General features: G+C 69.4%; 21 protein-coding genes and 1 pseudogene. 6 read left to right on the top strand and 16 right to left on the bottom strand.

Translation table 11 applies throughout. The features are described from left to right. Positions 1-9: 9 nt before the first annotated feature. The 5 genes from thiM to DNK56_RS15230 all read right to left on the bottom strand — a co-directional run bounded on the left by thiM (position 10) and on the right by DNK56_RS15230 (position 5,626). Positions 10-834 (bottom strand): hydroxyethylthiazole kinase, encoded by an 825-nt coding sequence (gene thiM, locus DNK56_RS15210; RefSeq protein WP_111334300.1) that lies wholly within the window; start codon positions 832-834, stop codon positions 10-12. Next, positions 831-2,075 carry a glutamate-5-semialdehyde dehydrogenase gene (locus tag DNK56_RS15215; RefSeq protein WP_111334302.1) on the bottom strand — a complete coding sequence of 415 codons (1,245 nt, stop codon included), beginning with the start codon at positions 2,073-2,075 and terminating at the stop codon, positions 831-833. Before DNK56_RS15215 ends, thiM begins: the two co-directional genes overlap by 4 nt. Continuing rightward, on the bottom strand, positions 2,072-3,307 hold the full coding sequence (locus DNK56_RS15220) for an aspartate aminotransferase family protein (RefSeq protein ID WP_158558513.1): 1,236 nt from the start codon (positions 3,305-3,307) through the stop codon (positions 2,072-2,074). The genes DNK56_RS15215 and DNK56_RS15220 overlap by 4 nt, the downstream gene beginning before the upstream one ends. Beyond that, positions 3,304-4,335 (bottom strand): peptidase, encoded by a 1,032-nt coding sequence (locus tag DNK56_RS15225; protein ID WP_199563750.1) that lies wholly within the window; start codon positions 4,333-4,335, stop codon positions 3,304-3,306. The genes DNK56_RS15220 and DNK56_RS15225 overlap by 4 nt, the downstream gene beginning before the upstream one ends. Positions 4,336-4,672: 337 nt before the next feature. Continuing rightward, entirely contained in the window at positions 4,673-5,626 is a 954-nt protein-coding gene (locus tag DNK56_RS15230; RefSeq protein WP_146610470.1) for a zinc-binding dehydrogenase, read from the bottom strand. 211 nt (positions 5,627-5,837) lie between these two features. Here DNK56_RS15230 and DNK56_RS15235 point away from each other — a divergent pair, with 211 nt between their 5' ends. From DNK56_RS15235 to DNK56_RS35000, 3 genes are all read left to right on the top strand, one after another. Then, a complete protein-coding gene (locus DNK56_RS15235; RefSeq protein ID WP_158558512.1) occupies positions 5,838-6,641 on the top strand; it encodes a phytanoyl-CoA dioxygenase family protein in 804 nt (267 codons plus the stop codon). Positions 6,642-6,684: 43 nt separating this feature from the next. Continuing rightward, positions 6,685-7,458, top strand: a complete 774-nt coding sequence (locus DNK56_RS15240; RefSeq protein WP_158558511.1) for a glycosyltransferase family 2 protein — start codon at positions 6,685-6,687, stop codon at positions 7,456-7,458. Positions 7,459-7,544: 86 nt separating this feature from the next. Further along, positions 7,545-8,459: a 2-hydroxyacid dehydrogenase gene (locus DNK56_RS35000; RefSeq protein ID WP_158558510.1), complete on the top strand. Its 915-nt coding sequence runs from the start codon at positions 7,545-7,547 to the stop codon at positions 8,457-8,459. A gap of 241 nt (positions 8,460-8,700) precedes the next feature. Here DNK56_RS35000 and DNK56_RS15250 read toward each other — a convergent pair whose 3' ends face one another. The 4 genes from DNK56_RS15250 to DNK56_RS15265 all read right to left on the bottom strand — a co-directional run bounded on the left by DNK56_RS15250 (position 8,701) and on the right by DNK56_RS15265 (position 12,696). Further along, positions 8,701-9,228, bottom strand: a complete 528-nt coding sequence (locus tag DNK56_RS15250; protein WP_146610468.1) for an RICIN domain-containing protein — start codon at positions 9,226-9,228, stop codon at positions 8,701-8,703. A gap of 648 nt (positions 9,229-9,876) precedes the next feature. Then, positions 9,877-10,314, bottom strand: a complete 438-nt coding sequence (locus DNK56_RS15255) for a hypothetical protein (RefSeq protein WP_111415621.1) — start codon at positions 10,312-10,314, stop codon at positions 9,877-9,879. 195 nt (positions 10,315-10,509) lie between these two features. Beyond that, positions 10,510-11,985 carry an NF041680 family putative transposase gene (locus DNK56_RS15260; protein WP_241989882.1) on the bottom strand — a complete coding sequence of 492 codons (1,476 nt, stop codon included), beginning with the start codon at positions 11,983-11,985 and terminating at the stop codon, positions 10,510-10,512. A 123-nt stretch (positions 11,986-12,108) separates the two neighbouring features. Then, positions 12,109-12,696, bottom strand: a complete 588-nt coding sequence (locus DNK56_RS15265) for a GNAT family N-acetyltransferase (RefSeq protein ID WP_111334314.1) — start codon at positions 12,694-12,696, stop codon at positions 12,109-12,111. A 442-nt stretch (positions 12,697-13,138) separates the two neighbouring features. On the opposite strand from DNK56_RS15265, the pseudogene DNK56_RS15270 reads away from it, so the two are divergent. Next, a pseudogene (locus DNK56_RS15270) lies at positions 13,139-13,387 on the top strand (transposase); the annotation flags it as partial. 618 nt (positions 13,388-14,005) lie between these two features. On the opposite strand, the gene DNK56_RS15275 reads toward DNK56_RS15270, so the two are convergent. The 3 genes from DNK56_RS15275 to DNK56_RS15285 form a co-directional block, all read right to left on the bottom strand. Next, positions 14,006-14,533 carry a GNAT family N-acetyltransferase gene (locus DNK56_RS15275; protein WP_111334316.1) on the bottom strand — a complete coding sequence of 176 codons (528 nt, stop codon included), beginning with the start codon at positions 14,531-14,533 and terminating at the stop codon, positions 14,006-14,008. 70 nt (positions 14,534-14,603) lie between these two features. Continuing rightward, complete coding sequence (locus DNK56_RS15280; protein WP_111334318.1) at positions 14,604-15,410, bottom strand: CmcI family methyltransferase; 807 nt, start codon at positions 15,408-15,410, stop codon at positions 14,604-14,606. A gap of 3 nt (positions 15,411-15,413) precedes the next feature. Then, positions 15,414-15,785 carry a hypothetical protein gene (locus tag DNK56_RS15285; protein WP_111334320.1) on the bottom strand — a complete coding sequence of 124 codons (372 nt, stop codon included), beginning with the start codon at positions 15,783-15,785 and terminating at the stop codon, positions 15,414-15,416. A gap of 102 nt (positions 15,786-15,887) precedes the next feature. On the opposite strand from DNK56_RS15285, the gene DNK56_RS15290 reads away from it, so the two are divergent. Next, complete coding sequence (locus DNK56_RS15290; RefSeq protein WP_111334322.1) at positions 15,888-17,111, top strand: IS4 family transposase; 1,224 nt, start codon at positions 15,888-15,890, stop codon at positions 17,109-17,111. Here the strand turns inward: DNK56_RS15290 and DNK56_RS15295 are convergent. The 4 genes from DNK56_RS15295 to DNK56_RS15310 are packed head-to-tail and all read right to left on the bottom strand — an operon-like array spanning position 17,014 to position 20,837. Continuing rightward, positions 17,014-17,979, bottom strand: a complete 966-nt coding sequence (locus tag DNK56_RS15295; protein WP_158558509.1) for a JmjC domain-containing protein — start codon at positions 17,977-17,979, stop codon at positions 17,014-17,016. The two genes, DNK56_RS15290 and DNK56_RS15295, sit on opposite strands and share 98 nt — an antisense overlap. A 1-nt stretch (position 17,980) precedes the next feature. Continuing rightward, on the bottom strand, positions 17,981-18,655 hold the full coding sequence (locus DNK56_RS15300; protein WP_111334326.1) for a TfuA-like protein: 675 nt from the start codon (positions 18,653-18,655) through the stop codon (positions 17,981-17,983). Continuing rightward, positions 18,652-19,935, bottom strand: coding sequence for a YcaO-like family protein (locus DNK56_RS15305; protein ID WP_111334328.1), 1,284 nt, complete (start codon positions 19,933-19,935; stop codon positions 18,652-18,654). Before DNK56_RS15305 ends, DNK56_RS15300 begins: the two co-directional genes overlap by 4 nt. Next, positions 19,932-20,837, bottom strand: a complete 906-nt coding sequence (locus DNK56_RS15310; protein ID WP_158564897.1) for an alpha/beta hydrolase family protein — start codon at positions 20,835-20,837, stop codon at positions 19,932-19,934. Before DNK56_RS15310 ends, DNK56_RS15305 begins: the two co-directional genes overlap by 4 nt. Positions 20,838-21,018: 181 nt before the next feature. On the opposite strand from DNK56_RS15310, the gene DNK56_RS15315 reads away from it, so the two are divergent. Next, complete coding sequence (locus DNK56_RS15315) at positions 21,019-21,354, top strand: hypothetical protein (RefSeq protein WP_158558507.1); 336 nt, start codon at positions 21,019-21,021, stop codon at positions 21,352-21,354. Positions 21,355-21,522: the final 168 nt, after the last annotated feature.

The raw sequence follows: 21,522 nt of genomic DNA on the forward strand, positions 1-21,522 counted from the left end.
GATGTCTCCTCAGACGCGGGTGGGAGTGGTCCCGATCCGGGCGTGTGCCGTGACGTCCTGGTCGGTCAGGGCGGCCAGGGCGTTGTACAGCTCGGGCAGGAAGTAGCCGGGGCCGTCCGTGCGGGCGGCGGCCTGTTCGCCGGCCACGCCGTAGGCGCAGACACCGGTGAGGACGGCGCGCAGCGGTTGTCCGGGGGCGACGGCGAGGAAGGCGCCGAGAACGGCGGAGCGGGAGCTTCCGGTACCGACGACGCGGCCCATCACCGCGTGGCCGTTGTCGACAGCCGTGAGGGAGGCGCTGGTCGCGACGTAGTCGATGGTGCCCGAGAGCGCGACGACCGTGCCGGTGGCGGCGGCTGCGGCGGTGGCGATCTCGGCGGGGGGAACGGCTGTGGACCGGGAGTCGGCGCCGCGGGAGGTGGCCTCGATGCCTGCCAGGAACGCGGCCTCGGCGGCGTTGCCGGACACTGCGGTGATGCCCCCGGTGCCGATGAGGTCCCGGACCAGGTTGCGGCGGTGCGCCGTGGCCCGGACCCCGACCGGGTCGAGCACGACGGGGATGCCCGCGTCACGGCAGCCGTTCGCCACCCGCAGAACGGTTCGGGCCATGCCGGGGACGGAGGTCCCGACGTTGAGCACGACCGCCTGCGCGGCCAGCGCGGCTTCCAGAGCCTCGTGCGGGTCGTGGGCGAACAGAGTGCTGGCGTCGAGCGAGTTCACCGCCTGGGCGCAGGCCGCCATGGAGACGATGTTGGTGATCAGGTGCACCAGCGGGCGACCCTCGCGGATCAGCGCGATCGCGTCGGGCAGCGGTGTCGGCAGGTCCTGACTCATGGGCTCTGCCTCACCTGGCCCGAACCGGTGACGACGTACTTCTGCGAGGTCAGGCCGTGTACCCCGACCGGGCCGCGGGCATGCAGTTTCTGCGTGGAGATTCCGAGCATGGGCCCCAGGCCGAACTCGTAGCCATAGGTGAACCGCGTCGAGGCGTTCACGTACACCGCCGCCGCGTCGACCTCCCGCTGGAAGCGCAGGGCGTGGTCGTGATGGCTGGTCACGATCGCCTCGGAGTGCCCGGACCCGTAGGTGGTGATGTGGTCCACGGCCGCCGACAGGCCGGGGACGACACGTACCGCCAGACGCAGGTCCAGGTACTCCTCGGCCCAGTCCTGCTCGACCGCCGCGGTCACCGGCTGGCCGGCGGCGCACGTGACGGGACAGCCGCGGACCTCGACGCCGGCCGCGTGCAGGTCGTGCAGAAGCGCGGGCAGGTATGCACCGGCCAGCTCCTGGTGGACCAGAACGGTCTCCACCGCGTTGCACATGGCGGGTGCGGAGAGCTTGGCGTTGAGCACGATGTCGGTCGCCATGGCGGGGTCGGCATGGGCGTCCAGGTAGATGTGGCAGTTGCCGGCGCCGGAGGCGAGGATGGGGTAGGGGGAGCGGCGGCGTGCTTCCTCCACCAGGGCGTCACCGCCTCGCACCACCACCAGGTCGAGCCGCTCGGGGCCGGTCAGCAGCTCCCAGACCGCACCCCGCCCGCTGTCCGCCAGATACTGGACGGTGTCAGGGCTGATGCTCTCGGCGGCCAGGCAGCCGCGTACGAGATCGGCCAGGGCTCTGTTGGTGCGCAGGGATTCACGTCCACCGCGCAGAACGGCCGCGTTGCCGCTCTTGACCGCCATAGCGGACATCTCCAGGGTGATCTCCGGGCGGGCTTCGTAGACAGCGGCGACGACACCCAGCGGCACGCGCATACAGCCGACGAGCAATCCGTTGGGCTGCGGCCTGGCCGCGCTCACCTGCCCGATCGGGTCGGGGCTCTCGGCGAGCCACCGCAGGCCCTCGACAATGCGTTCCAGACGGGCTGTGCGCAGCGGGACCCGGGAGGCCGACCGGCCGGCGGTGCGTACGTCCTCGTCGTTGGCCTCCCGGATCGCGGGCAGTTGTGCGGTGACGGTGTCGGCCAGGCGGTGCAGGAAGCGCCCTTTGGCCTCGGGCCCCAGGCGCGCGGCATCGCGGGCCGCGGACCTGGCGGCCCTCACCTGACCGGCCGTGCCGGAGTGGGCGCTCATCCGGCCACCTCCGCCAGCGCCGAGCAAGCCGCCTCGCTCAGCAGCCCGGTTTCGGAGGCCGTGATGTTCAAGGGCGGGGTGAGGCGGACGGTGGTGCGGTCCTGCCCGCCTCCCGACGTGAGTACGCCCGCCGTACGCAGAGCTGCCATCAAGGCACCGGCACGCCGACGGTCCGCGCACTCGACGCCCAACAGCAGTCCCCTTCCCCGGACGTCACGTACGGCAGGGTTGCCGCGGGCGGCTGTGGTGAGGTCGTCGAGCAGGCGCCGGCCGGCCGAGGCCGCTGCCTCGGGCAGTTTCGCCTCGGTGATCTCATCGAGGACGGCGAGACCGACAGCGGCGGTCAGGGCGACATTGCCGCCGAACGTCGTGGAGTGCTCGACCGGCTCCCAGCAGGTGCCGATCTCCTCGCCGGCGATGACCGCGCCGACGGGCAGACCGCCGCCGAGCGCCTTGCCCACCACGAGGATGTCCGGCACGACGCCGCTGTGCTGAAAGGCGAACATGCTGCCGGTACGGCCGAAGCCCGTGAAGACTTCGTCGAAGACGAGCAACGCCCCGCGTTCGTCGCACAACGTACGCAGCGCCCGCAGGAAATCCGCCGACGGCGTGATGGCCCCGCCCACCCCCAGCACCGGCTCCGCGACGACCGCGACCAGGCCGTCCTGGAGGCGCGCGTCAAGAGTGCGACCGAGGTCCGTACTGTCCTCACCCGCGCCGGGTACCGCGACGTGGACGACTCCCGGGTAGAGGCTGAACCCTGGCAGGCCCCGTTTGTACAGACTCATCCCGGTCAGGGCCAGGGAGATGCCGGAACGGCCGTGATAGCCGTTCTCCAGCGCCACCAGCGAGTTCCCGTAACGGCCCCGGCGCGCGGAGTACTTCTTGGCGGCCTTCACCGCGGTTTCCACGGCCTCGCCGCCGCTGTTGGCGAAGAAGACCCGGCTGAAGGGCGGCCCGGCGAGTTCCACCAGCCGACGGGCGAGTTCCACCACGGGCTCGTTGAGCAGGAAACTGGAGTGGGTCAGGCGCCGGCTCTGCCGGCTGATCGCCTCCGTGATCCGCGGATGTCCGTGGCCCAGGGCATGGACTCCCGGTCCCGCGACCGCGTCGAGGTAACGGCGCCCGTCGTCACAGTCGATCCACGCGCCCTGTGCGCTCAGCGCGGTGGGATTGCCGAGCAGGGTGGGAAACAGGACATCGGCCCGGTGGGCGCCCGCAGGGCCGTTCACCGCGCTCCCCGCCCGGTGCGCTCGGGACTCGCGGCCGTCAACGCCATGGCCGCCGGGGCCGTACCGGCGACAAGATCCGGGAGCCCGGCCTCGGGTGTCCGCCCGGTGGATGCCTGGGGGCTCTGGCGCAGCTCCGGCGCGAAGCGTTCCAGCATCTCCGAGACGATCGCGGCCTGGTCGGCCATCCGCTCCCCGTCGACCGCGTCGGTCGTCTGGCCGTGCCGGGCGAGCGCCGAGTTGCCGGTCTTGAGATGGACCGGACGGGCGACACGGACGATGTCCGCGGCTTCGAAGGTGCGGATGAACCCGCCGGAGGCGGGCGGATTGTCGGTGTGCAGGTCGAGCGGGACATCGACCAGCTGCCGGATCGCCGCCATCGCGGCCAACGGCAGGTCGCGTACCGGGTTGATGCTGTCCGCACCGAGTTCCGCGAGAAGCGAGGCGCTGACCGGATTGGCACACCCCATGTGCGCCGACGCCTTGAATCGGACATCCGCGGGAATCTGCCCACGCGAGCGGGCGAGCGACAGAACACGGAGCAGACCCTCGTCGTAGACCACGAACTGCCGGCAGCCCAGGTCGATGCCGCGCAGGACATCGTCCAGCGCGTTGCGGATCTGATCCATGCCGCGCAGCCGGTATCCGATGTAACTGCCCTGCGGCGAGAGCCGGCTCGCGCTGGTGTCGTAGGTCGCCCGCGGGCCGACGGAGAACACCGGAGTCAGCCCCTCGTCCCGGGCCAGGGCGAGATAGTCCGATATCTCCCGGCGGGTGTGCCGGAACAACCCGAGGGTTTCGGTGACCCGGTTGACCCGAATCCGGTGCAGGCGAGCCCTGCGCACCAGTGCCGACAGCGTTTCCAAGCTGTTGACGACCGGGACCTCGATACGGAAATCCGCACCGTCCTCGAACGTCGCTGTCGATTCCGCCGGCCCGCGGTCATCGCCGTCAGCCATACCAAGGGCACGAAGCATTTCCGCACCCGGCGTTTTCCGACTCATGTATCCCTTCCTGCAATCGCCGCGCACCGTGCGTCACGACCTTGCCGAATTCATGAACGTAGGCATGCGGAATAGAGGACCGAATCCCGGCCCGGGGGAAACAGGAGAAATTCCCCGGAGAACGCGGCCCTCCGGATTCCGGACAAGGAGACAACATACGCAGCCTCATGCGCCACGTGAAGAACGCCCTCTGCGCACTGCGCCGACAACAAGACAAGATCCGGAAGTGGGAATCCGCCGGAACAGACCCGGGCAGCCGCGTCCTTGCTGGTCGCCGGGGAACCGGGCAGCGGCGCGGCCGTTGGGGCCGGCCGGCGCGAATTGGCGAGATACCCACGCTCCGCAAACAGGCGCATGCCCTGTGTCACCCGCTGACCAATACCACCTTGCGGCGGTGCGGCGCCGGCCCGGAGGCCAACTCGAACGCGCGCTGGACCTGCGACATGGGCAGCACATGAGAGACCAGCGCGGTCATGGCCGCGGTGTGGCGCAGCGCGAACGCCTCCGCGCGCTCCAGGTACGGTGTCCACGGCGTCCCCGCAGCCGCCCGCAACGTCAGCCGCTTACGGAAGAACACCTCGAACGGCACGCGGTACACGGCCGACGGGTCGGGCACACCGAACGCCATGATCTCGCCGTCGGTCCTGGTCAGCCGAACCGCCGCCGCCATCGTGCGGTCCTGGTGCCCCACCGCTTCAATACAGAGGTCAGCGCACGAGGACGGCAGTTCACCGGCGTGGCGCACGATCGCGTCAAGCCCGAAATCCTCTGGCGAATCGGTGACCGGCCTGGGATCCACACCCACGACCCGGCGCGCCCCGCGCGCTCGCGCGACCAGGCTGTGAAGCAGTCCGACGGGCCCGCATCCGAGCACGACGACCTCACGCCCTCGCACATCGCGCAACCGGTCGGCCCCGAACAGCACAGTGGCCAGCGGCTGCACCAGGGTTGCCGCCGGCCACCGGGAACTGTCCGACCACTGCTCGTCCAGCAGCAGGTATTCTCCAGCCGGTGCCGTGAAGTGTCCGCGCAGCCCGCGGTCCCCGGGCGGAAGGGCCAGGGCCAGCCGGCCTGTCGCAGAGCTGTCCCGTCCCGCGCGTGCGACCCGGCCCACGCACTCGTGCATCGGGAACCCGGACGGTGCCCCGCCCCCCGGCGGCCCGCCCGCAGCGAATTTCGGCAGGTCGCTGCCGCATATTCCGGCGGCCAGGAGCTCCACCTCGATCTCGCCCGGATCGATTCGCGAGGGCCGGGATTCGGTGGTCTTCCTGAATGATCGAGGGGCCACCATTCGGTAGGCCCAAGTACTGGTCGTCAACGTATCCACCTCCGATACTGAGTGCGCCATGAATACCAAGTCCAGGGAAATGCCGCCAGACTGGCCGGATTTGCATCTCGCGGCCTTCTTGACGCTCCGCAAGGAGCGTTGCTACGGTCCCTCTCGATCTTCACTTTCCCCGGGATTCCGAGCATGGTACGCATCGCAAGACGGACCACACAGCTCCTATCTGCGGAACGAGAGCAGGCGAATGATCACCGAAACAGCGAAACAGGTGCAGCGGCTCGCCGAGGACGGCTACGTCGTCATACCGGATGCGATGGACGCCGGCCAGGTGGCCCGGCTGACGGCCGCACTGGACCGGGTGTCCGGGAATCCGGAGCCCGCACCGGGCGACGGCGACGTCCAACTGTTCGGACTGCCCGACCTCGACCCGGACCTCCTGGAACCGGTGGCACTGAAGTCCACCCTCGCCGTGGTGTGCGCGGCCCTGGGATGGAACATCTTCATGTACCACTCTCACCTTGACGTGAACCCGCCCGCACCGGGCCACGCCCCCTTCGCCTACTACTGGCATCAGGACATGGCGAGCGCCACCCAAGGACTGCCGCCGCCCACCCCCCTGCTGTCGCTGAAGGTCGCCTACTTCCTCACCGACGTCACCTCACCCGACCGCGGCAGTCTCCGGGTGATCCCGGGCAGCCACCTGCGCGACTCGGTGAACCTGCCCGAGGACCCGGCCCAAGAGTCGCCCGAGGCCGTCCCCGTCCTCGTCCCTGCCGGGTCCGCTGTGATCATGGACCCCCGCATCCGTCACGCCAGGGGACCCAACCACTCCGGACTCACCCGCAAGGCACTCTTCTACGCCTACGCCTACCGGTGGATCCGACCCCGTGACGAGATCGCCCTGGATGACGCCCGGCTGGCCCGGCTCTCTCCAGCGTTGCGTCAACTCCTCGGCGCGGGCACAGGTCTGGAGGGATTCCACCGGCCCCAGGACGCCGACGTTCCGCTGCGGGAAATCATGGCCGAGCAACCGCAGCCCGGCCGCTGATCCACCGCCCGCGCCGCACTGTCCGGGAAGGACCGTCACGACCATGCCGTTGCTGAGCATCGTCACAGCCGCGCTTGCGCCTACCATCGACCATGCCGACTACCTCCTGGAGGCGTACGAGAGCCTGGCCCTTCAGGAGGACCTGGGACCATGGGAATGGGAATGGCTCATCCAGGAGGACGGCGAGACCCCGGCGCTGCGTGAACGGCTGCCCGACGACCCCCGCATCGTCTACGCCGCACACGGCGCACTGCTCGGAATCGCCACGAGCCGCAACCTCGCCCTCGAACGAGCGCGCGGAACCCTCGTCAGAGTCCTGGACTCCGACGACATCCTGATGCCCCGGGGACTGGCCGTGCCCCTGGAGCTCCTGGACCAGCACCCCCAGGCGGCATGGGCGGCAGGCGAATGCTGGCGGCTCCTGATGCCCCGACGCCAGATCGACCGCACCCCGGTCTCCACCTCCGTCCCCGCCGGCCTGGTCCGCGAGAACCTGCTGGCCGAACTGCTCCTGAAATCAGGGGAAGTCGAAATCCACGGAGCCGGACTGACCATCAGAACCGACGTCCTGCGCTCGGTCGGAGGCTGGATGGCCGTGCCGTATTCGGAGACCATCGTGCCGCTCGTGACGGTGAACGCCACCCACCCGGGCGCCTACAGCCCGGAGCCGACCTTCCTGTACCGGCGCTGGCCGAGCCAGATCACCCAGCAGGACTGGCTGGGACGGATGAAACCACTGGCGCGCTCCATCCTGTGGCAGCGACTCCACGCGATCAACGTCGCCGCACCGCAACACCCCGACGGCACACGCCCGTGACAGGCCACCGGACCACCCCGCGCTGCCTCCTGCTCGTCGCACCGGAACGGGTTCCCGAGCCCTGGCGGTCCCGGGTCGGAGAACTGGTGAACCCCACCTGGTGGCCCGGCGCACTCGACCGCTGCCCCGACGAGAACCCGCCCCTCGAAGACGTCACCGTCCTGGTCACCACGCACCAGGAACTCGGCGCCACCGCGCTCTCCCGGATGCCGGCCCTGCGCCTTGTCATCGCCACCAGCACAGCGACCGACTACATCGACCTGGACCACTGCCACCGGCGAGGCATCGCCGTACACAACACCCCCGGCTACACCGGCCCCTCTGTCGCCGAACACGCCTTCGCGCTACTGCTGGCAACCGCCCGGCACATCTGCGAAGCCGACGCCGCCGCCCACGGCCGGACCGCCCAGGCACCACCCTCCGCAGGATTCGATCTCGCCGGACGCACCGCGGGAATCGTCGGCCTCGGTGACATCGGAACCCGTATCGCCCGCATCGCCATGGGCTTCGGCATGCGCGTGCTCTACGTCAACCCCAGCGCCCGACACCTCGACGGGGCGACGCCGGTCTCGCTCGGACGGATGCTCGCCGACGCCGACGTCGTCTTCCTCTCGGCACCGCTCACCCCCTCCACCCGCCACCTCATGAACCGCGATCGGTTTCACGCGATGAAATCCGGCGCCATCCTCATCAACGTCTCCGCCGACGAGTTGGTAGATCCTGGCGCACTGCGGTCAGCGCTCCTGGAAGGCCGCCTCGCCGGCGCCGCTCTGGATCTCGCCGGCCCCACCACCCCGTACGCCGGGCTGCCACGCCTGACGATGACACACCGACGCGGCACGTACACCTACGAATGCCTGGAGCGGCGCGCCGCGATCTGGGTCGCCACCTTGGAGCGCGCCGTCGGTGAGCTGCCAGAGGGCGGCGTACAGGCTGAGGGCTGCCCCTCGCCACCGGCCCCCGGCCGACGGGCTGAGACATGCCTGGACGAACATGCGTGAATCCGAAGGGCATTGGTGATCAGCGACACCACGACGAGAGACACGACCCGGACCAGGGGGTGACCCGTATTCAACTCGGCGAAGTGCGACCACCCACCGCCCGACACGGGGCGCCGGTAAGAGAAGAACTCAACGGAGTGGGGTGCCGAAACGTCAAGTCGAGAGCCTCTGCCAGCGCCCGGACCGAGCGCACTGAGCCGAGGAGCAACTCCACCAGCTCACGGGACGGCGCCCGGAGTTCCTACTGCTTCGCGGGTACGAGCTCGAAGTCGAGCCATTCGCCGTCCGTGCAGCCCTGGAGTACCGCAGGGGTTCCTTCCCGCCCTGTGGCCACGCACCCTGAGAGGGGCTTCTCCCCAGACTTGGGAGTCGAGGTGACGAACAGATGCGGGTCGGGCGTCGCCACGAACTTCCGGGGAAGCAGCGGATGGTTCGGCCGAAACGAGCAAGGTCCCATCCCGAATCCGGTGCGCAATCCTGCCGGGAAACCAGTGAGGCACTGATCGTCGGGCACGGAGGCGTTGTGGATGTAGCCCCGGTCCGCTTGGTAGGTGAACCGCTGTGCCGTGGCCTGCTCGTCACAGGGCCGCGTGACCAGAAGCTTGCCGGTCTTCTGTCCGGTACTGCGTGACTCGATCGCCAGGCAGAGCGACGGGTCGTCCCTGAGCTGGATACGGAAGGCGGTTCCGTCGTCCGGGAACGTCACCGCGCTGGCCGGGACCGCCGCCAACGCGGTGACACCCACTGCCATGGCCAGGGCAGCCTTCATACGCACAAGCACTTCGACAACTCCTCATTCTGCGCAGGTTGAACGCTTCCGTAACGAGGAAGGTGATCACAGGTCACGGTCCCGCGCGGAGCGGCCTTGTTCTTGTAAAGCTGCGGCAAGCGGATGTGCGGCACTGGGTGATGCTCGGGGCGATGCGGATGAGATCGCCACGTTCCTCACGGTGCACTTCGGCTGGAGCCTGCTGCCTGAGGAAGCACCACCACCAACCACGGCACTGTCTCCGGACGACCAAGGGCACCCTGGCCGACGAGCAGGACGGCTGCGCTGACATTCTTACCGTCCAGTCTTCCGTAAAAGCCATGTCGTCTGAGAACGCCACGAGGCAACGTTCTCAGACGAATATGGCACGCCGGCACGTCAGCAGCCCTCTACCCGCCAGATGAACTGCGACAGGACATAGACCATCGGCCGCGCGGTGGTGAAGGCGCAGGCGCTGCTCGCGGCGCGCGGGTTCGCCGTGCCACAGTGGCCCGGGCTGCGGTTGCGCACAACTGGCGGGCGCGTTCGCCTACACAGGTACCCACCCGCCCCACGAGCCGCTGAACCACCTACCGCCGAACCACCGGCCCAGCCTGCCGCGAACTCAATCGCGGGAGAGCCCGATACCGTCAGCTGGGACGGCCGCGGTCACACCCAGACGCTCCGCTTGGTTCCCCAGCCCCAACTGCCGAAACCATTTCCACCAAAGGCACCGGCCTGCAGGTAGACACGCCCGTCCGGGAGCAGAGGACCGCTCACGTTGATGTCCTCGTACGTCGTCCGTCGATCGCCGCAGGCGCCTTCCTCATACCGCCAGCTTTCCGCGCTGGACCCGAAGGCCAGCCCCCACTTCTGGTCCGGCCCCGTCGAGTGGATGCACGTCGACTTCACCTTGCCCTTCAGTTCGTAGTGATCGCCGATCCGGGTGACCGTAGCCGTGATCTCCACCTCGTACGCGTTGCCGCTATTGGTACTGATGGAGCTCTCGTACGTCACCCGGACATCCTCCGACGCCGCGGAAGCCGGGCCGATTCCACTGAGCGTGGCCACCCCCGCCGCCACCGCGCAGAGCACGAACCGGTTCACAGGCCGCGAAGCCTTCGTAGCCCATCGCATAGACATGGTTCCTCCAGAGAATTCGAAGAAGATGAGGCCACCTCACGGGGACAGCCCTTAGCCAAAACGATCAGTCACCCACGAGGACACGCACAGACACCCACTTCACGCGAAATGCCCGCCTCGGGCAGTCAGGACTTCGAAAACAGGCACTCAACTTGTCGTTTAACTCGTTCGTCGGGGTTTGGTGCCGACCTTGTGGTGGGCCGGTCGCTGGTATGGCTCGCTGCCGGCGAGGACTCGTCCCACGTCGTGGCGGGGTGCAGGTCGGCGGTTCTTCGATCCGGGTGGGCGTCCGGGGCCAGGGCGGGTGGGTTTCGGTGCACCGGCTGGCGAACCGGTCGTCGTGCGGAGGTTCCGGAACCCGCGCCGGACGCGGGCGGGGGTGAGTTTGTGCGGGGGCGCCGGCTTCTCCCACGGTCGCCGGAGGTCGGTGGCGAGGGACCGGGCGAGGCGGAGTTGGGTGTGGGCCGCGATGATCAGCCAGGTCCAGCGGTCGGCGGCGGCGGAGTCGCGCAGTCGGGGCTGGGTCCAGCCGAGGGTCTGCTTGAGCATGCGGAAGGTGTGCTCGATGTCGAAGCGTCGGAGGAACGCCTGCCAGCAGCGGTCAACGTCGGCTTCGGTGGCGCCGGTGCGCGACCACCACAGCCAGACGGGCTTGTTCACCCCGCCGGACGGCAGGTGTTCGACGGCCAGGCGGATGACCGTTCCCTCGATGACCGGCAGCGGGCCCTCGTGGTCCAGCCAGGCGGCCCGCTGGGTCAGCCTGGGGTGCAGCCGGTCCCAGGCCCGCGCCGTGGCCTTGCCGTAGAGGCGGGTGTCGGTGAACGTGACGGCCTGTTCCTCGCCCCAGGTGGCGGGGTCGCCGAAGACGAACTCCCCGCCGTGCTTGGGCATCCGGCCGCCCTTTGGGTGGGCCTGGAAGAACTCCTCCCGCGAGGGTGCCGGGCGGCGCATCACCCGGTCCGACCGGGTCCGGCCCAGGACCTCCACCGGCTGGCCGGACAGCAGGTGTGCGATGCGCGGGGCGTCGTATCCGGCGTCCAGCACGATCAGGATCTCGGGATCGCCCTCGGTCCACTGGCCTGCGGCGATGAGCCGTTCGACCACCTCGCGGACCTGGCGGGCGGTGACCGCGGCAAGGTCCGCGCCGGGGGCGAGCCGGACCGCGTCCAGGAGGGCGGACCAGGAGGTGCGGCCTGTCTCCAGCGCGACGACGACCGAGTACGGCCAGCCGGGCATCATCTGGTGCTTGGCGTTGCCGCGGCCGTAGGTGTGGCAGAACGAGCGGTCCGGTACCGTGCCGGCATCGGGCCGCAGCCACGGCGAGACGTCGACCGCCAGGACCAGCTGCCCGCCGGCCGCCCGCGGCAGCGGCACCCCGGCCAGAACCCGCCGCAGCCGGCCGACATCGAGCCCGCCACGGTTCAGACCGGCGTAGAGGGAACCGTGACCCCGGCGGTGCTCGGGCGCCAGAGCGAGGTCCACCAGCGACCGCACCGGCCCGTCCGTGCACAGCACGGCGTCGGCCAGCTCGAACAACGCGTCCGCGCGGGCGGTCAGGCAGTCGTAGAAGTCGGTCCGGAACCGGGACAGCACGGTAAGAGACTCGGCGCGGACAGCGTCGTGCAGCAGACTCACCCTCGCGGCCTTGGAATGATCAACAGCGTCTCGACGTCGCACATGATCACACCAAGGCCGCACCGCTGTCACACCAGCGTGAGCAGTCGTCCGACACTCAACTGGCTCTTCTGAGGCGGGCGTTCAACCAGCAGCTCGCGTGGTCATGGAGAAGCGCCGGCAGACATGGACGCGGGTGAACTCGGCTTGGAGTACGTCCTGCTGATCCAGGGTGGCATGCGAGAACGAGCTCATGGGGCGCATGCCGGGGCGGCGGGAGCCGATGGCCCGGTCGGGCTCGTCACGGTCGTCGCGGTAGTCGGCATAGACGTGCAGGTAGTGATCACTCTCGGTGAAGCCGACGGCGCGGTACCAGGCCAGGGTGTCCGGGTCGTCGCGGGTCCAGGCGTCGAGGGTGGACAGACCCAGGGCCCGGACGCGGGCACGGGTGTGATTCAGCAGACGGCTGCCGAGTCCGTGGCGCTGGTGATCCGGGTGGACGGCGACGGTGTCGATGGTGGCCAGATCGCCCTCAATGGTGGTGTCCATGATGCCCACAACGGTGCCGTCCGGGCTGACGGCGACCAGGTCGAGCCCGGGGCGCGGCGCGGCGGCGACCGGCTTGGCAGGCAGGACGTCGTCGAAGTAGGGGGTGCTCAGGAAGGAGAGCACGCGGCAGCGGAGCCAGGAGCGCTCATCGGCAGCGGTGAACTCGCGGATGGTGTAGGTCATTGTGGCGGTCCTCACAGGGGTTCGCGGTGGTGACAGCGGTGCGGAGTCGGCGCGTGGCGCCCTGCGAGGTGTTCACCCCGGGATTCTCGGACCGGTGCCCGGTGATGGCAAACCGATTTTTGGCCGTAGCGCGGGCGCTGCCCTGTGACGCTGGCGAGGTGTACCAGCGACCGATCGACCACAACGTCGCTACCAAACCCGAGGAGCTGGTTAAACAACAAGCTCAAAGAGCGTTCTGTCCCGACAGGGGTGCTTCGTTGCAGTTCAGGTGGCAGGCCACTTCGGGCCGACTGAGGCGGTAGACGCTTGTTGTGGCAGATGGGGCGAGTGACAGCCTTCGAGGATCCGTTCGGTCCCTTCGCTCCTGTCTGATCCCAACACGCCCCCGGTCACGCCTGTTTGCGCCCTGTGTTGGGACGGCTGCCATCGGTACTACGGAAACATGCCTCGCCGACAGCGACCGTACCCCAGTGACGTGTCCGATGCCCGTTGGGAACTGCTCGAACCACCCCTGAGCGCCTGGCGAGCAGAACGCAGAGGGAAGGGCCTGGACATCGGGCGGCCACCCGAACACGACCTGCGCCGGATCATGGACGCCATCCTCTACGTCGACCGGACCGGGATCCCGTGGAGGTACCTGCCACACGACTTCGCCCCGTGGGAAACCGTCTACGGATACTTCGCCGCCTGGCAGAAGATAGCGCGCGGGTTCCTGGATTCCTGAGCTTGGGACGGGCGGAACCCGCACTCGGGCTCACGGTTTGAGCGGGTGGAGGTACGGGTTCCGTGTCCTTGCGGATTACTTTGGCAGCTGTACCACGCTTGCGGGGTTGGGCTCGGATACTGCGGTGGCGGCGTGCTCACCGGGCTCGGTAGCCCTGGGTTCGACGGCCTGGACAACGACGGAGTGCATGCCTTCGGCGACCTGCCCAGGCGGAGCGATCTTGATGTCGGTGCGTCCGAGCTGCTTCCAGGCCGTGGTGGTACTCAACGAAGTTAAGGGCGCTGGCGATGCGGCCGATGCAGTTGTCGCGCTCGGCCCGCTGATCGGCCCCTTATCGTCGCCCTGTTTGCCGAGGTCGGCATTGGGCACCGCTCGCGGTGTCAGTGCGCGGTGAGGTCGAGTACGGCGAGGCAGAGTGGACTCTCGTGGTGCGTGAAGGGGTTGTGTACGACAGTGTCCGGTGATGCGGATTCAAGGGCGCGGGCGGCCGCTGCTGCGTCCGCTTGCGGCAGGGCACCGGCTTGGCGCAGTGCCACGGCGAAGAGGTGGGGCCTTGCCTGCACACCGTTTGCGTGCCGCCCGCCCTCAGTCGCCGAGGATCCGTTCCCACAGCAGGCCGTCCCGCCAGCTCCCGTCGAGGAGGATCGAGGAGTGGGAGACGCCGTACGGGCTGAATCCGTTGCGGCGCAGCACCCGTTGCGATGGCAGGTTCTCCAGGTTGGTGGAGGCCTCGGCGCGGTGCAGGCCGAGTTCGTCCGTCATGACGCGCAGCACGTGGCCGACGGCGCGTCCGGCGTGCCCTTGGTTCTGGGCGACACTGGCGATCCAGTATCCGACGGAGCCGCGGCGCAGGTGCGGATGCGGCAGGATGCCTCCGACGGTGACCTGGCCGATCACTCGGTCGCCGGCAAGCACCACACCCGGCCAGACGGTGCCGGCCCGGTGTCCGGCGAGCAGGCCGTCGATCCGCTCTGCCTGGCCCTCCGGGGTGAAGAAGTCGGCGGGTTGTGCCGGTTCCCACCGTCGGAAGGCCTCGACGTCCCGCATCCGGTGGGCGGCGATCGGGGCGGCGTCGGCGGGCTCGATCAAGCGGATCGCGGTACTGGTGTGCATGGGTCGGTCCTTGTCGCGGTGCATGGGATGAGATGGTCGGGCCAGGGGAGGGCGCACATGTTGGCGCGCCCTACACCCGCCGCAGGATCGAGTCGATCGCGCAGCTCGAGTTCTCGCCGAACAGGTCCAGATATCGGGTGTCGAGCTGGTATCGGTGCGGACTGCTGCGGAGGAACTCGCGGAGGGTGGCCCTCTTGGCCAGGCTGTCCTCGATCAAGAGGTAGTCGCCGGAGGTCAGCCGGGCATCGAAGAAGTCGAGCACGGCCCGGACGTGTGCGTGGGCGTCCTCGATCACCAGCCAGGGCCTGGGTAGGTCATCGGAGTCGGCGAGGACCTCGTCGAGACGTCCGACGTCCCCGGTCCGGAATTGCACCCGGTCGTCCGCCAGGTCCACCGGTGTGCGATCGATCGAGATGATTTCCGGTCGCTGGCCGTGCGACGCTGCGACGTCGGCCAGCCAGAGCGCGCTCCCGCCGCTGCCGGAGCCGAGTTCGATGATCGTGCCCGGGACCAGCTCGGCGATCAGCATCGGATAAGCGGCCAGGTCGAACGCTGTCGTGTACAGAGGCCGACCGGCCCACATGAGGTGATCGGTGACGCCCTGGGTGGCGACGAAGTGTTGGACCGGGAATGCGAGGGCCGCGAGCACGTCCCGGTCGGATCGATCGAGGCGCGGCAGCGGATCCCGGTACCGGTCCCCTGTCAGCAGCGTGAGGTACACGGTCAGTTCGTTGGACCGGCCGGTGCGCCGGGCCTCGGTCACCGCACCTCGGATGTGGTGGTCGTGATAGGTGGAGATGCCACCCTGCCGCTCGACCTTCGCGGCCACGAGGCGCTCGGCGGTCTCGGCGAGCCCTTTGACGTCGAATTTGTCCATGGGTCAGCGTCCCGGGCAGGGTGCGGCACAAACCAGCCTGGCGTCGACCAGGAGGTCGAGCAGTGCCTGGTCTGTGTCCAGCTCGGTCAGGGTGAAGCTGCCGGTCCGGCCCGACACGGCACGCCATAGGGCTTCCTGGCCGGGCCCCAGGGTGATCAGCCGGTCGGCCGTTCGCAACCGGACTCCGTCCGAGTGTAGGACCCCCTCCGGATGGGCGTGGAACCGCACAGCCCGGTCCTCGCCGATCACCGACGACACCGGACGGGCGGGTAGCGGGTCGAACTGATCCAGCCGCGCAGCGACCACCCGGGTCGTGACCGTCTCCGGGGGCAGCTTGGCGATCATGTCGGCGATTTCTCCCGTCGCATCGGCCACCGTGGCCTCGGTGCGCGTACCGTCCCGGAACGCGCCCGGGGGTAGTTCCCGGGCTAGCCCCAATGCCGGTGACTTTGGCGTCCATGGGTCGTTGGTTGTGGTGTGGCGAGGGTGGGGCAGGTCAAGTTGCCTGCGGGTGAGCGTTTGTCGGATCGGATCGCGATCGGGGTGTTGACGCGTGCGTTTCCGCCGCAGTTGGTCGACGAGGTGATCGCCGGGACCGGGCGGGCCGAGCAGCGCAGTCGGCTGCTGCCCGCCCGGGTGGTTGTGTACTTCGTGTTGGCGATGTGTCTGTTCTTCGGCCAGCCCTATGAAGAGGTTGCGCGACTGCTGGGCGAGGGGCTGGAGGGCGGGCGGCGGTCGTGGCGTGTGCCGACGACCGCCGCGATCGGGCGGGCGCGCCGGCGTTTGGGTGTCGAGCCGCTGAAGGAGCTGTTCGCGCGGGTGTGCCGTCCGGTGGCCGTGCCGGAGACGGCCGGCGCCTGGTATCGGCGGTGGCGTCTGATGGCCGTGGACGGCACCACCTTGGACCTGGCGGACACCGCGGCGAACGACGACTTCTTCGGCCGTCCGGGTTCGGGTCGCGGGGTGGGTGCGTTCCCGCAGGCCAGGGTGGTGGCGCTGGCCGAGTGCGGCACCCACGCGGTGTTCGGCACAGCCGTGGGGCCGTTGTCGGCGAGCGAGCAGGCGCTGTCGCGGCAGCTGTTCACCCAGCTCGGAGAAGAGATGCTGCTGCTGGCCGACCGGGGCTTTTACGGATTCGAGCTGTGGCAGGCCGCCCGGGCCAGTGGCGCCGACCTGCTGTGGCGGATGCGCAAGAGCGCGGCCCTGCCCGTCGTGCAGGTCCTCGCCGACGGCTCCTACCTCAGCACCGTTCATGCCGAACGGGACCGCAGGAGCCGCCGCAACCCCGTGACGGTCCGCGTGATCGAGTACACCCTCGCACGCAGCGGCGACACCACCGTCTACCGCCTGCTGACCACCCTGCTCGACCCCGAGCAGGCACCCGCCCGGGACCTCGCCGCGCTCTACGCCCAGCGCTGGGAGATCGAGACCACGCTGGACGAGATCAAAACCCACCAGAGAGGCCCGAAGCTCGTCCTGCGCTCGAAGTACCCGTGGGGCGTGGAACAGGAGATCTACGGCTTCCTCCTCGTCCATCACGCCATCCGGCAGCTGATGCACCAGGCCGCCCTCGACCACGGTCTCGACCCGGACCGCGTGTCGTTCACCCGGTCCCTGCGAATCGTGCGCCGCCAGGTCCCGGCCCAGGCGGCGTTTTCCCCCCGGCAGACTCGCACGGGCACTGACCCGCACCCTGGCTGAGATCACCGAACGACTCCTGCCCGCCCGCCGCCACCGGACCTGCCCCCGCGTGATCAAACGCAAGATGTCCAACTGGCCCCTCAAGCGGGCCGAACACCGCAACTGGCCACCACCAGCCCCAGCGACCATCACCACCGTCCCACCAGCAACAACCTAAAGTCACCGGCATTGGGGCTAGCCCGGGATCACGCAGAACCTCGGCCAGCAGGGCGCGCAGCACGGCATCCAGCTTCGTGGCCCAGACGGTGAAGGTCAGGTGCAGGCTTGGCTCCGAGCCGCTGCTCCCGCTGTGCCACCACCCCCGAGGTATCCAGAGCACGTCACCCTCCGCCAGGACCACCTCCAAGTCGGCCGGATCCTTCGCCGGGTCGTGGTCCGGCGCCCACAGTCGCCACGACTTGCTGCCCGACACCTGGGTCAGCCAGGCGTGGTAGGGGTCGTGGTGGGCGCCGAAGCCCTGCTCCGCGCGAGGTGTCAGGTAGGCGTTGACGAACACCGGATGCCCGATGTCGGCCGCCAGGCGCCGGCAGGTGTCCGCCAACGGTGGCCAGAACCGCTGCAACCCCTGGAGTACGAGCGTCGCCCCGTCGGCCAGCTCAGCGCCGATCCGGACCGGGTCGGCCAGCCCCTGGACGGCCTGCGACGTGTGCCGTTCCGGCCGGGGCACCCGCTCCGCCGGTACCAACTGGTGGTTACGGGCCATCCGGAACGCCGGAGCCTGCAGTCCCTGGTCGTTGAGGATCGTGTCCAGCGCCGACCAGGTCATTGTGGTCCGCAACTCGGAGGCACTGCCCACCCGGTGGTAGGGCGTGGCGGGCCAATCGTCGGTGAACCAGGCCGGGTCGCCGAGCGCGTCAAGGACGCTCATGTCAGTTCTCCTCTCCGAGTACGGTGCGTACCGCTTCGAGCGCGTCGAGCCGCTTGCGGTCCCAGGTGTCCCGGCGATCATCGGCCAGTTCCGGTTCGAGGACCTCGACTACGGCGGCTGGCAGCCGATCTTTCCACCGCCGGAGCAGGAGGGAAGGCCGCCGGTCCCGGAAGTGCAGGCCGTGAGCCGCGCGGAGGGCGCTTCGGGCGTCTTCGGCGGACAGCTCCGTTCGGCTCAGCAACCAGCGGACGTTCGCCAACGGCACGGTCACGGGGGAGTAATCCTCCGGGTCGTACAGGAGGGCCACGTCTCCGTCGGACTCGATGGCGCCGGACAGGTACTGCTCGTACACCCAGCCGCTGCCCGTCATGCCCAGAGTCCGGCACTCGACGGCCCGGAGCGCGCCCATCGACGAGGCGCCCGCGAGGGGCTGCCCGGAGACCAGCACCGAGCGGATCTCGGTGATGCTCACCGCGAGGTTCTGGCCGAACTCGCCGTCCAGGATCAGCACCCGGTCGGTGCCGCCGGCGTCGACCACCTCGACCAGGTCGAGGCGGCGCACCGGGGGCCGCACGTCCAGGTCGTGCCCTGTCCTCGTGGCGAGTGCCCGCAGATCGACCAGGTCGGCGGGGCGCAGGGAGGGGCCGGTGAACAGGATCACGCTGGTGCGGGTCATCGCGGGGACCTCGCCAAGCCGGTCCTGACCATCGCGGCGTGCAGTCTGGTGCCGAGCCGGGCCGGGTCGTTGTGGTGGTTCTCGATGCCGGGCACGATGACTTGGGTCACGGAGAACGGCAGGTCGGGCGGTGCGAGTTCGGTGGCGAACACGAGGTCCAATCCGGCCGTCCCGAGTCCGTCGAGAACCAGTCGGAGGTCTCCCTCCACCCTGCCGGTGGTGTTGTGCGGCAGCTCGCCGAAGTTCAGCTCGGAGCGGCCGGCGCTCCAGGCGTGCAGCATCTTGCGCATCGCTTCGTAGGAGGCGTGTCGGCGGTGTACCTGGCCGTTGAGGTCCTCGCGAGCTCCCGAGATCACGTTCAGTCGGGACTGCGCGGCTTCGGTGAGTGCTCGGCTGAGCGCTACGGTGGGGTCGGGATGACAGCCGGCGCCGCCGTTGATCAGGAGGCCGTCCTCCGAGTGCGTGTCGTCGGTCGTGACGAAGACGGTCGGTATGCCGATCTCGTTGACGTAGGCGAAGACCTGTACCTGAATTCCGGCCTCTTCGAACCGGGCGACGAGTTCCTGCGCCTCGGCCGGCAACGTGCCCGAACTGATCCGGTGGCCGCCCCGCAGCGTCTCGCCGAACGCGGTGCAGTCGTGCTCGACAAGTTCCAGCAGGCCGTGCAGCAGTGCCTCGCGCGGGCTGTTGCCCGAGGCCAGGCCGATGGTGTTCGAGGAGAACATCCCGTACTCGTCCGGAAACGGGGTGAACACCGCCAGCGCGGGGATGAGTACCTCGGTGTCGGAGCGCAACTCGCGCGCCGGCCACCAGGACAGCGGCTGCCGCTCGGTCCAGCGGTGGCCCCGCCGGAGGATCAGCCGCCGGGGGTCGAGCGTCGGCCGGCCGGCCGCGACGAGTTCGGCGTAGCTCGCGCGGAGCGGCGGTTCGGCGGCCCGGGGCTCGCACCAGGTGCGTTCGATCGCCTCCATCATCGCCGAGACCCGTGCGGCCGTCGCGGTCGTGCCCTTGCCACTGGTGACCGTGTTGAGGCCGGGTGCGGCGTAGGGACGGCAACTGTTGAACACCGGGATGCCGAGCACGTCCAGGTCGGTCACGTCGGCGATCCGGGTGATGCCGCATCGGTCGAGTACCGCGCCGGCCAGTTCCGCGGTCGCCTCCAGGGTGCGGATCCGCAGCGAAGTGCCGCCCGCGGTGGTCGCGTCGGACGGGGTCGTCGGGAGCCAGTGCTCGCGGCCGAGGCTGATCCGCGGGGTGAGCGCGGTCGTGGTGGTCGTCATGCCGCGAGCACCTCCGCGCAGGCCGCGCGGACCCAGTCGTACCAGGCGGTCACGTTGGCCGCACGCTCGATGCTGTGACCTTCGTCGGGAAGCAGCATGAGCCGTGCGTCGACCTTCCTGGTGTCCAGTGCCCGGTACATGGCCCGGGCCTCGCCGACCGGGACGTGCTGGTCCGCGCAGCCGTGCGAGAGCAGCACGGTGACTCCCGGATCGATGCCGTCCAGTGCCAGGCTCTCCCTGCGGTATGCCTCGGACTCCTCGACCGGCCCGTACTCCCGAAGCCAGTGCCAGTGCAGATCGCTGGCCCGGGCCACGGCGGCGAAGTCCGACCAGCCGGCGTGACTGGCGACGAGTCGGATCTCGGGCAACCGGGTGGCCAAGGCCAGGGCGAGGTAACCGCCGAAGCTGCCGCCCATCGCGGCGACGCGCCGTGCATCCAGGTCGGGCCGCCGGAGCGCCGCGCGGACCTGTTCGGCGGCGACCGAGGCCACCTCCGAACTCCACCGGCCCCAGCCCCGTTCGACCGTCTCCTGTCCGTACCCCATGGACAGGGGAGGATCAGGCATCAGCACAGCATGGCCCTCCGCGACGAACGGCCACGGATTCCACCGCCACGACCAGTCGATCCAGCTCAACAAGGAGCCGCCATGGCACCAGACGAGTACCGGCAGCGGCTCGGCCAGTTCGTCGGCAGGCAGGCACAGCCAGCTGTGCCACGTCGTGCCGTCCTCAGCGCGATGGCTGATTCGTTCCATGCGTCCGGTCGGCCGGGCGGCGGCCGCCGGGGTCAGCAGGGTACGCGCGGGGGGTCCGGCCAGGTCCACGGCGACCACTTCGGGGGGCAGGTCCACTCGGGACTGTACGACCAATGCCTCGGCCGCCGTGACGGTGACGGACCCCACGGATCCTGACAGCTCGACCGGCTCGGGACGGTCGCCTTCCGGCTCCACCGTGTACAGACGCCGTCGGCCGTGGTCCTCGCCGACGCAGAGCGGAAACGGTGACCGGGTACTGAGACTGGCCGCCAGGCACGCCGACACCGTGTCATTCGCCGGCACCGGATTCGACCCGCAGGGTCGGGGGATGCAGTTCCTCACCGATCGGCAGATGGACGACTGGGTGGCATTGGTCGATGCGGAACTACGCGCATCCGACCGGGACACCGTGCATCGAAACATCATCGTGCTGCGCACTCAGGTGACGGATGACCGCGCGGCCGCTCGGGAGGACTACTCCCGGTTCCTGCGGGGCACGCTGAGCCCCGAACAGGTCGGTGAACTACCCGCCGTGCTGATCGGGAGTCCGGAACAGCTCGCCGATCAACTCATCGCCCGTCGGGCACGGTTCGGGTTCGACTACGTCACCGTGCAGGAGTCGGCGCTCGACACCTTCGCCAAGGTGATAGCGCTGCTCCGTTGACGCGGGCCCGGAGTCGACGAGGGAGGCCGTGACGGCGCAGCGGACGTGCGCTGCGGATCCTCGCCACGCACGTCCGCTGCCGGTGGACCTCACCTGACCGGCCTGCGGGGCAGGACGGTCAGGTGTACGCGACTTCTGAATCCTAGGCCCACGGTGTACGGGTTGGTG

Origin of the sequence: Streptomyces sp. AC1-42W (assembly GCF_003248355.1) — a bacterium.
GTDB lineage: Bacteria > Actinomycetota > Actinomycetes > Streptomycetales > Streptomycetaceae > Streptomyces.